Annotated in this window: 9 protein-coding genes; 4 read left to right on the top strand and 5 right to left on the bottom strand. The window is 33.6% G+C overall.

Features of this window, described 5'->3' with window-relative positions; genetic code table 11:
• Positions 1 to 199, top strand: a 199-nt coding sequence (locus ACIQ2I_RS02090) for an OmpA family protein (RefSeq protein WP_396180780.1), incomplete at its 5' end; no start/stop codon positions are given.
• Positions 200 to 269: 70 nt separating this feature from the next.
• Here ACIQ2I_RS02090 and ACIQ2I_RS02085 read toward each other — a convergent pair.
• Positions 270 to 1,214: a tRNA dihydrouridine synthase gene (locus tag ACIQ2I_RS02085; RefSeq protein WP_396180779.1), complete on the bottom strand. Its 945-nt coding sequence runs from the start codon at positions 1,212 to 1,214 to the stop codon at positions 270 to 272.
• Between the two features lie 137 nt (positions 1,215 to 1,351).
• Positions 1,352 to 1,804 (bottom strand): 6-pyruvoyl trahydropterin synthase family protein, encoded by a 453-nt coding sequence (locus tag ACIQ2I_RS02080; RefSeq protein ID WP_396180781.1) that lies wholly within the window; start codon positions 1,802 to 1,804, stop codon positions 1,352 to 1,354.
• A gap of 65 nt (positions 1,805 to 1,869) precedes the next feature.
• Here ACIQ2I_RS02080 and ACIQ2I_RS02075 point away from each other — a divergent pair, with 65 nt between their 5' ends.
• Complete coding sequence (locus ACIQ2I_RS02075) at positions 1,870 to 2,472, top strand: 2OG-Fe(II) oxygenase (RefSeq protein WP_396180778.1); 603 nt, start codon at positions 1,870 to 1,872, stop codon at positions 2,470 to 2,472.
• On the opposite strand, the gene ACIQ2I_RS02070 is transcribed toward ACIQ2I_RS02075, so the two are convergent.
• From ACIQ2I_RS02070 to ACIQ2I_RS02060, 3 genes are all read right to left on the bottom strand, one after another.
• Entirely contained in the window at positions 2,469 to 3,218 is a 750-nt protein-coding gene (locus tag ACIQ2I_RS02070) for an enoyl-CoA hydratase/isomerase family protein (RefSeq protein ID WP_396180777.1), read from the bottom strand. The genes ACIQ2I_RS02075 and ACIQ2I_RS02070 overlap by 4 nt on opposite strands.
• Position 3,219: 1 nt before the next feature.
• A complete protein-coding gene (locus tag ACIQ2I_RS02065) occupies positions 3,220 to 6,711 on the bottom strand; it encodes a T9SS type B sorting domain-containing protein (RefSeq protein WP_396180776.1) in 3,492 nt (1,163 codons plus the stop codon).
• Between the two features lie 106 nt (positions 6,712 to 6,817).
• Positions 6,818 to 7,642 (bottom strand): Omp28-related outer membrane protein, encoded by an 825-nt coding sequence (locus ACIQ2I_RS02060; protein ID WP_396180775.1) that lies wholly within the window; start codon positions 7,640 to 7,642, stop codon positions 6,818 to 6,820.
• 110 nt (positions 7,643 to 7,752) lie between these two features.
• Between ACIQ2I_RS02060 and ACIQ2I_RS02055 the strand changes: the two genes are divergently transcribed.
• Entirely contained in the window at positions 7,753 to 8,235 is a 483-nt protein-coding gene (locus tag ACIQ2I_RS02055) for a TlpA family protein disulfide reductase (protein WP_396180774.1), read from the top strand.
• Positions 8,235 to 9,977 (top strand): DUF6029 family protein, encoded by a 1,743-nt coding sequence (locus ACIQ2I_RS02050; RefSeq protein WP_396180773.1) that lies wholly within the window; start codon positions 8,235 to 8,237, stop codon positions 9,975 to 9,977. Before ACIQ2I_RS02055 ends, ACIQ2I_RS02050 begins: the two co-directional genes overlap by 1 nt.
• Positions 9,978 to 10,086 lie beyond the last annotated feature (109 nt).

The raw sequence follows: 10,086 nt of genomic DNA, 5'->3' as shown, positions 1-10,086 counted from the left end.
ATCGGACAGTTACAACTTAAGACTTTCAGACAGAAGAGCCAAAGCAACAGTGCAGTATATCGTATCGAAAGGCATTTCAAAAGAAAGAATCACAGGTAGCGGCATGGGAGAAACCCAACCAAAAGTTGCCTGCACAGCATGTACAGAAGAAGAGCACGCACAAAACAGAAGAAGTGAATTCTTAATTATCAAAAAGTAAATTAAGAACAACAAACTATTTAATAAAACAAAAAGCGCTTCATTATTGAAGCGTTTTTTTGTATTTATAATCATTTAGAAGCAAATATTTCTTTAACAGCAATTTCGTAATTTCTTTTACTTTGGGCTTTTTTAATTTTCTTAAATGTTTTTTGGGTATCCGGAAAGGATTGTGAAAAGTATTCCCAAAAGCCTAACATTTTCATTCTAATTGGCGTTGGGCCTTGCAAAAACGCATCGTATGCCTGATAAATTTCATCGTGAAAGGCATTAAAAATTTTAAATCTATCTTCTGGATATTCAGTAGTATTATTTTTTATCATATTGGGTAAAAACGGATCGGCAATTAGACCTCTGCCTATCATAAAATGGTCAATACTGGGAAAGCGAGCTTGCATTTCTCTGAATTTTTCTACCGATGTAATGTCACCATTATAATACAGTTTGTGTTTTGAAACATCCAAACAACGTTGAAACGAATCTAAATCTACTGGTCCTTTGTAAAGTTGTTTTCCTATTCTGGCATGAATGGCAATATTTTTTATAGGATATTTTTCTAAAATCGGGAACACCTCTAAAATTTCTGTGGCATTTTCATAACCCATGCGCATTTTCATCGAAACCACAATATTCGTCTCACTATGTACTTTATCTAAAATACTATGAATTCGTTCGGTATTACTAATTAAACCAGAGCCCATTCCGCATTTTGCCACCATGGGATACGGACAGCCTAAGTTCCAATTGAGTTCTTTATATCCAAGTGATTGTACGTATTTGGCTACAAATAAAAACTCATCCGCATCATTGGTAATAATTTGCGGAATGACTTCTAAAGTAGTATTATTTTCTGGAAGAATATCACGTTCGTATGACGCTTTAATTTCTAATTTTCCGTTCAATCTGATGTAAGGCGAATAGAAAGTATCAATACCACCAAAGTGTTTATGAAACGCATTTCGAAATCTGAAATCTGTAAAACCTTGTAAAGGAGAAGATAATAAAGTAACGCACATATTTCTAGATTTTTAGATGGTTAGATTAATTAGAATGCTAAAAAGTTTTTTAAAATAATTTAATTTAAGTGTTTTTATCTAAAATGTCCAACAATCTAAAATGTCCAACTATCTAAAAATCTAAAATGTCTAATAATCTAAACATTATCAGCGGCAAACCATTCTGCGAACGACGATTCTGTTTCTTGTAAACGTAAAGAATGTAACGCAATCTCTTTTGGCAAACGCGCCCTAATTTTATTTGCAAAATCTACTACCATGTTTTCACTTGTAGGTTGATAATCCACTAAAATTACATGATGTCCGCGATTTTGTAATTCTTTTGCCAATTCTACATGCGGGGTATTTTGGTTAAAAACGGTAGCATGATCAAAAACATCTACAATGTCTTCTCGTACAATTTTTTTCAAGTCGGTAAAATCAATTACCATTCCAAATTTTACGTGATTGGAATCTGTAATCGGCTCACCAATAACCGTAACGGAAAGCTTGTAACTGTGTCCGTGTACGTTTTTACATTTTCCATCATAGCCATAAAGGGCATGACCCGTTTCGAAACTAAATTGCTTGGTAATTCTAATTTTACTCATGATACGATAATTGAACTGCAAAATTACGAAAATATTCATATATCTTTGCTTTAAATCTACAACTAATGGAACTAAATCCACTTTACGAAACCATAATTACCGATTTATTAGAAAACCAATATGCCGTTTGCGATGCTTTTTTTTCTGATGCAGCGGTGCAGATTATGCATGTCGAATTAGAACAAAAACTAGAAACAACTGAATTTAAAAAATCGGCAATTGGAAACAAATCGGATGAAGTGGTGAAAGAAGAAATTCGAGGTGATTATATTTTTTGGTTGAATGAAGAAGATAAAAATGAAGCTTCAGAAACATTTTTCAATACCATCAACGATTTTGTGGCTTATATTAATGCGACTTGTTATTTAGGCATTACCACTAAAGAGTTTCATTATGCGATGTATCCAGAAGGGACTTTTTATAAACGTCATTTAGATGTTTTTAAAAACGATACGCGACGAAAATTATCTATAGTGTGTTATTTAAACGATGAAAATTGGCAACCCGAATTTGGTGGCGAATTGGTCATATACAAGCCACAAGAAGACATTAAAATTTACCCACTAAAAGGCAGAGTCGTCATTTTTGAAAGTCAAATTTTAGAACACGAAGTCAAACCCGTTCATAGAAAAAGATTTAGTATTACCGGTTGGTTGAAAACGAGTTAGAGGTTTTTATTTTTCCCCAAAGCCTTCTTCGTAAAAGCACTCAGTACTAATTTTCCTGATATTTCCGCGCGTTCGTATAATAATGTAGTCCAGTGTGCGGTGTTTTGCCACAATACTTTTTTCATTTCAGCTAAAGCGTCTGGGTTGTAACTGGCTAATTGTGTAGTAAATTTAACTAATTCTGATTCTAAATCTTCAGGTTGCACTAATTTGGCAAACAACCCTTTTTCAAAAGCCCAAGTTGCGGATTTCCATTCATTTCCTGCTAAAGTTAATTCGCCCATAGCGGTGTGACCAATTTTTCGGCTCACAGCGGGTTCAATTACAAAAGGGCCAATTCCTATAGTGAATTCTGAAAGTTTTACATCGGCTTTTGTTGTGGCAATGGCATAATCGCACGCGGCAATAATTCCTACGCCACCTCCAACGGCTTTTCCTTGCACTTTTCCAACAATTAATTTCGAACAGTTTCGCATGGCGTTTATCACATTGGCAAAACCAGAGAAAAATTGTTTTCCGTCTGATAAATTATCAATTTGCAATAATTCATCAAAAGAAGCACCGGCACAAAAGGTAGTTCCCTCGCTTTGTAAAACAATAATGGCAGCGTTTTCATTCGCGTCTAAATCCTGAATCAATTTAACTAATTCCTGCAATTGAGCACTTGGAAATGAATTTCCAGCAGGATGAAAAAAGGTGAGGTATCCAATATTGTTTTTTACTTCTTGTTTTACGAAAGCTGTCATATTATCTTTTTAAACTAAAATGTGATTTAAATTCTTTCAAAATGCCATCTTCTGTATATTCAATTTTAAACCAATAATCTGTTGAAGGCACTTCTACGCCATTTAGTTTTCCATCCCATCCACTAGCATACGGATTGATTTGTTTTAGTAATTTTCCGTATCGGTCAAAAATAAAAATTTTAGCTTCAAATGCAGGCGTTAAGCCAGATATATTCCAAATATCGTTATAGGTATCGCCATTTGGCGTAAAATAATTTGGATACGAAATGGTAGTTACCGAGTTGGATTGTTTTATAGGTAAACATCCATTAATATCACGAGCATAAACCGTATAATTACCATTTGCCAAGTTTGTAAAAACCGGACTAGTCTGCCAATCTACTTGATTTAAACTAAATTCATAAGATCCAAATCCGCCAATTACTTCTGCCTGAATGGTAGCTAATCCGCTAGAGAAAATTTCAGAAACCAATTCTAATTTCACAGAATTAGGTGCCGAAGAAATAAACAATTCTGTTTGGTCTTCTTTAGAGCATAATGTGGCTGTATTGGTTACAACTACTTTATAAATTCCTGATGCACCCGCATTAAAAATAGCGTTTTGTTGTCCTGCAGTTGTGTTTGGATTGGTAGGCGTCCAAGAATAGGAATAATTGCCTGGTACGGTTGGTGTGGCATTAATAGCAAAACTTCCAGCTCCAGAGCCTGGTTGCACGCATAAAATTTTATAATCGATTATGTCAAAATTGGGTAACGGATTTACTTTTAAATCTAGATATTGCCCTAATCCTACACAATCATTATTTATATTACTATCAATTCTTACCCAAATATTTTGAAGATTTGGAACGGTATTTCTAAAGCCATCTGGGTCAGTAGTGTCTATTGGGTTTGTTTCTGCTAAAGCTTGTGCTTCGGTTGTATAATAGGATACAATTAGATTTGTGCTATTTGTAAATTGTGCTAAAATTCCATTTACAGGATCATTAGTTGCTAAATTTAAATCGAAATAATCAATACCATCAGTATCAGGATCGTTTAAATCGATATAATCATCACATTCTTCCAATACAATTTTTTGAAAAGTAGCTGGAATTTGTGTTGCTGAAACTTGTAAGTCAACTTGTGCTGTTCTAAAACAACCATCAGCATTTTCAATTCTTGCCCAAACCAATCCGTTATTTGGAGAAGTATAATTCGCCGCATTTGTAAGTGGGGCGACATCATTTTGAGCATCCAATTGGGTAGCATGATAGGTAAAAGTCAAATTACTTTGATTAGATAATATTACGTTCGCTTCTGTTAAATTAAAATCGGTGATTGCATCGGTGTCACTATCACATTGTTTTAATGTAATAATTGAATTTACTATAGGCTTTGGCATTACTACTACATTAAAACTAGTAGTATTAAAGCAATTTGTTAGCGCGTTGAATAGTCTAACATAAATTATAGTAGTAGCACCCGTAAACGATGTAATGGCATTAGTGCCAGAAACCGCCTCATTTAGTAATAAATGGTACGTAACTGAAACGTTAGCTTGGTTGTTTATAATTTCTGTTGTTTTTTGGGTTAAATTAAATGTAGTTTGTCCGTTAGTGTCATTTCCATCTAAAGCATCATCACATGCTTTAAAATCTGAAATAGTTACTAAAGTTGGCACATCATAATTAGTAACCACTACACTTGATGATAATGCCGGACAAACGCCACTTGCAGGAATGGTATAGGCATAGGTTCCACTTAAATCAGTGGCTGGAATAAAAGTACTATTCGGTCTATTTACACCATTTAGAGACCACGTTCCACCAGTTGTTACGCCTGGACCTAATAAAGGAAATAAATCAAAAGGGGTTGCACTTTTACAGGTATCTTTTGTAGTACTTGTTCCTACGCTATTAGCTTGTTCAATGGTAACATTGACTTTCACACTAATAAAAGTTGGTGAAGTATTACATGTTTTATTAAACGAATAAATATATTCACCAGCAATATCAATTGCTGGATTAAAAATATTGGTTCCACTACTCAAAGCTGGAGTCCAATAGCCGCCTGTTCCCGGATTTCCATTAATGGCATCAAATAAATTGGTAGTAGTGGACGAACAAACGGTTACTGGCGTATCTTGCGGGGCACTACCAAATCCTGAGTAATATCCCGCATATCCTGCCGCACCACTTGCTCCAAAAACACCTACCGCTAATGGGCCAGTTGAAACCACATTTACGTTTCCAGTATATCCAGAAATTCTATAAGTAACCCAATCAGTATTCCCAAGTACTGCTTGTGATTGAGAAGCATTAATTGGATTGCCGTTAATGGTAATTGTAGCAGTAGAGTAGGTTAAAATCATCAAGTCTGCATTATAATTTGATGCCCCAATTTCATCAATGGCTGGCAAATAAACAGATTCTTGAAAAAAGCAACTTAGTGGCGGAATAAAATTCAATCCAGAAGTTGGATAGGATGAATCCCCACCAATTAATTGATAGGCAAAAACCGGCTTTGATGATTTTACGTATATGTTTTTATTAGTACCACTTCCTTGATAATTAGAGTTGGGCACTAAATAATAATCACCTGCATTTAAGGTTGGTGTGACTGCTACTGTGCTCCCATTTATGAAAATTTCAGTATTGTCTGCATCAGCGATAATTAAAGGCGATTCCATTAGAGGTAATCCGTTCCCTTCAATAAAAATATATTCTGTGCCAATTTGAGAGGAAGATACAATTTGATCTAAAGTAAAATCTGATCCATTGCTAGACACCCCTCCGGTAGCATTACCAGTACTAACTGCTACTGGTTTTGTTGCAGTTAATGATGCACCTATAAATCCAGTCCAGTTAGCGGTTACATCCGTATATCCTGAAAAAACTATTGATTCTCCTGCACTTAATGTAAATGATTGGGAAGGAGATGTTATATTTCCTGCACCAGAAACAAAAACCACACTTGAATTATAATCAGATAAATATATGTCCGTATTGTTCTCTGTAGCCATAACACTAGAAACAAAATTTCTAATTGGAGCATTTATTATTTCTCCTCCTTGTGGTGTGCTTCCTAATCTGAACGAGGTTCCAATACCTGGTCTTCCTTTTGAAATTAATGTTTCTGCATGGTTTGCAGCGCGCATTCTAAAACTTACATAAAAATCTTTTGGTCCTTCAAGTATTAGTCCTTTGTCATTTTTAACAATATTAACATCACTAATATCTAAAAACATCTCAGTAGGTTGTCCTATGCCAATAGGAACAACTTCAGGATCAGTTTGTGAAATTGTAAATGGAGAACCAGCAATTTCTATTCCGTTTCCTGTTTTTACTGTCACTTGAAAAGGAATGGTTTCCGGAGTTGAAATATACAAAAAATGATTTTCAATAGCACCAGCATCTCTAGAGTGCAATGGCGGCAACCAATGCTTGTTACTTAACTGAGCATAATTGGTAAAAAAAGTCAAAAAAGAAAGTAAGATATATATATATTTCATCTGTTTAAAGTATGGTGTGACAAATTTATTCTATTTTTATTTAATTCTAATTATATTAAAAGAAAAAGGCACCTTTAGGCACCCTTTTTAACTTTTTAGTAAAAAATTATGGGTTAATTTGAAATGTCTGAATTAGGTTTGGAGCTGCTCCTCTTACATTTATGGCTTTTCCTGTTGCATCTAAAACGAATGCAACGAAATTCAAATTAGCTACATTAGCTATATTAGAAGGTATAGTAAAAGTAAAGTTTTTAATAACTGTTGCTCCAGCAGTTGTCCCTGTTAATGTATCTCCATATGCTAAATCTGTTAAACAAGCTCTTAAAACGTGATCGTGTTCAAAATTAATAATTGGATTTTGCGCACCAAAAAACGAAGTTGCATTCACTTGATTATAAAGCAAACCATCTTCTAAAACATAAACAACTAATTTTAAATCAGAAAAATTTTCTAAAAATTTTATGTTCACATTCAAGTTTATTGTTCCACCAGAAATTGTTGAATTTAATGCTAAACCTAAATTTGCATTTGGTTTTATTTGATTTTTAACTTCGGTTGTTGAAATTTCATTATCCCAAAGCACATTTCTATTTAACATAGCTGTTGGATATCCCGTTACCCCAATTAATTGTTCTAATGGTGTTGCAGGAAAATCATAAGGATCTGGTGATGAGGCAACACTTCGGTGAATGGATACAGGATAAGCCCGAAGTTGTTCCGACTCTACTTGTTTAATTCCATGCAAAACTCTCGGACAATATTGACACCAAGTGCCGGTATAATCTTCAATTAGTACATTTTTTAAAAATTTTCCAGATATGGGCTGTTCAATAACTGCAGAACTGACTGAATTATCTTCCCAGTCATTTGAAATGCATGATACGTTTAATAATCCTAAAAAAGTAATTGTAGCAAATAGAATTTTTTTCATATAATTTTTTGTTTTTCAGTAGTTTGGCATCAAACTTCTTATGCAAATTTAAAAAAATTTTTTATAATGCTGGAAATATCTTTTATTTGCTAATAAATAACTTTCAAATAATGAAAAAACTAGTTTTAAATGTAATGCTATTTATTTGTGCATTAGGTTTTACGCAAAAAAAATTACCAAATGTAACCCTTAAAAATTTAGAAGGGACAACCGTTTCTACAACTCAAAATTTTATAGAAAAAGATAAAGTATATGTATATTGCTTTTGGGCTACTTGGTGCGCGCCTTGCATTCAAGAATTGGACGCCATTAATGAGGTATATGATGAATGGAAATCACAAGTCAATGTAGAAGTTATTGCGGTTTCAATAGATGATGCAAGAACTAATAAAAGAGTGAAACCTCTTGTAAACGGAAAAGGTTGGGAGTATACAATACTTATGGATACCAATCAAGATTTTAAAAGAGGTTTGGGTATTTCAAATCCGCCTTTTACGGCAGTAGTTAAAAATGGAGAAATTGTTTTTACCCAAAATGGTCATACGCCTGGAAGTGAAAATCAGTTATTGGAACAAATTAAAGCGCTTAAATAATGAAAAAGTTAATCAGTTTCACGTTTTTATTTTCAGCACTTTTTTCTTTTGCTCAGAATGCAGATTCTACCAAAACGAAAGTAAAAGTTTATGGTAGCTTCGAAAGAAATGGGCAATGGTACACAAATGATAAAAACAGAGGCATCCATCAAGATACCGTGCCTTTACGTGCCAACAATTATTTCAATGTAAATTTCAATTACAAAAAATTTACTTTTGGAACGCAAGTGGAATCGTATATGAATGAGGCGTTATTGAATTTTAATCCTAAATATAAGGGAACCAATTTCGCCACATATTATGCCAATTATAAAACCAAAAAATTAGATATAACTTTAGGTCATTATTATGTTCAGTTTGGAAGTGGATTAGCACTAAGAACCTGGGAAGACCGATCTTTAGGAATTAACAATGCCTTGCGAGGCGCAAAAGTAGTGTATTCGCCGATTGATGAAATTTCATTTACAGCTTTATACGGAAAGGCCAGAAGTGGTTTTGATGTGGCAAACGGTGATGTTTTTGGTTTTAACACGGATGTTAATGTTAGTCAACTTTTAAACTTAGAAGCGTTCGATTTTAAATATGGTTTTAGTGCCGTTAGTAGATACGAAAAATTACCAGTTTCTGTTCAAAATTTCAGCGCTTTTACTAATTTATTTTCAAACCGATTTGAGTTAGCTTATAAAAATTATTATGTAAACACAGAATATGTTTTTAAGTCGCGAGACGCCATAATTAAACAAAATATTTTGGATACCAATTTTGCTAAAGAAGGAAGTGCTTTGTTAGTAAATTTTGGATATTCGAAAAAAGGAATTGGTTTTGATGCCAATTTAAGACGTGTTGAAAACATGCAATTATTGGCACAAAGAAATTTAGACAATTACCCAACACTTTCAAGTACAAGTTTAAATTACAATGACAAAATTTTGAATTTTGTGCCTAGTTTAACCAAACAACATCATTCTAACTTGGCTAACATTTATGTGTATCAAGCACAGTTTCAAGTCGTAATGGATGAATCAACACAAGTAAATAAATTTGGAGAAATTGGTGGCGAATTTGATTTTTTCTACGACTTTAAAAAAGGCTCTGCATTAGGAGGAGAATATGGCACGAAAATCAATTTAAATGTATCTTCTTGGTATAATTTGAAAGCAAAATATAGGTATATAAACAATGCTGGAGAAAATGCCCAAAATTATCAAGCAGAATTATTTAATGCCAACGAGAAGTATTTTTCAGATTATAATATTGAAATCACAAAAAAGGTTTCTAAAAATTTTAAAACGGCTTTTACGTATATCAACCAGTATTACAACAACAAACAAATTCAAGGCATTTTTAACGAGTATGTTGTAAATTCTCACACCATTTTTTCAGAATCTACCTATCAATTGTCTGATACAAAATCAATTACATTTAGTTTAGAACATATGTGGGCAGACAATGACAGAAAAAATTGGGCGGCTGGAACCGTAGAATACAATCACAACGAACATTGGTCAATATTTGCTATGGATATGTATAATTATGGTTTTGACCATAAAACGCTTACCATTAGTGAAACAGATTTATTTGATATTCATTTCTATAATTTTGGAACGGCATATAAAAAAGGAAGTACACGTGTGGCAATAAATTACGGCCGTCAACGCGGTGGACTTGTTTGTGCAGGTGGTGTGTGCCGATTTGTTCCGCCAAGTACTGGTTTAGGACTGCAAATTACAACTTCATTTTAGTTGATCCTTAAAGAATTTTAAAAAACAGTATAAAATCTTGCGTTTGTCAAACTGAACTTGTTTCAGTTTCTACAAACAATTGATTAACTGAAATTAAATAGATTCCGAA

This window comes from Flavobacterium sp. (assembly GCF_044368995.1).
Classification (GTDB): domain Bacteria; phylum Bacteroidota; class Bacteroidia; order Flavobacteriales; family Flavobacteriaceae; genus Flavobacterium.
This window is presented reverse-complemented; position numbering and strand designations above follow the sequence as displayed.

Bases quoted from the DNA above. Each gene is read 5' to 3' on its own strand.
- ACIQ2I_RS02085 (WP_396180779.1), bottom strand. From the start codon at position 1,214: ATGTGCGTTACTTTATTATCTTCTCCTTTACAAGGTTTTACAGATTTC.
- ACIQ2I_RS02080 (WP_396180781.1), bottom strand. From the start codon at position 1,804: ATGAGTAAAATTAGAATTACCAAGCAATTTAGTTTCGAAACGGGTCAT.
- ACIQ2I_RS02075 (WP_396180778.1), top strand. From the start codon at position 1,870: ATGGAACTAAATCCACTTTACGAAACCATAATTACCGATTTATTAGAA.
- ACIQ2I_RS02070 (WP_396180777.1), bottom strand. From the start codon at position 3,218: ATGACAGCTTTCGTAAAACAAGAAGTAAAAAACAATATTGGATACCTC.
- ACIQ2I_RS02065 (WP_396180776.1), bottom strand. From the start codon at position 6,711: ATGAAATATATATATATCTTACTTTCTTTTTTGACTTTTTTTACCAAT.
- ACIQ2I_RS02060 (WP_396180775.1), bottom strand. From the start codon at position 7,642: ATGAAAAAAATTCTATTTGCTACAATTACTTTTTTAGGATTATTAAAC.
- ACIQ2I_RS02055 (WP_396180774.1), top strand. From the start codon at position 7,753: ATGAAAAAACTAGTTTTAAATGTAATGCTATTTATTTGTGCATTAGGT.
- ACIQ2I_RS02050 (WP_396180773.1), top strand. From the start codon at position 8,235: ATGAAAAAGTTAATCAGTTTCACGTTTTTATTTTCAGCACTTTTTTCT.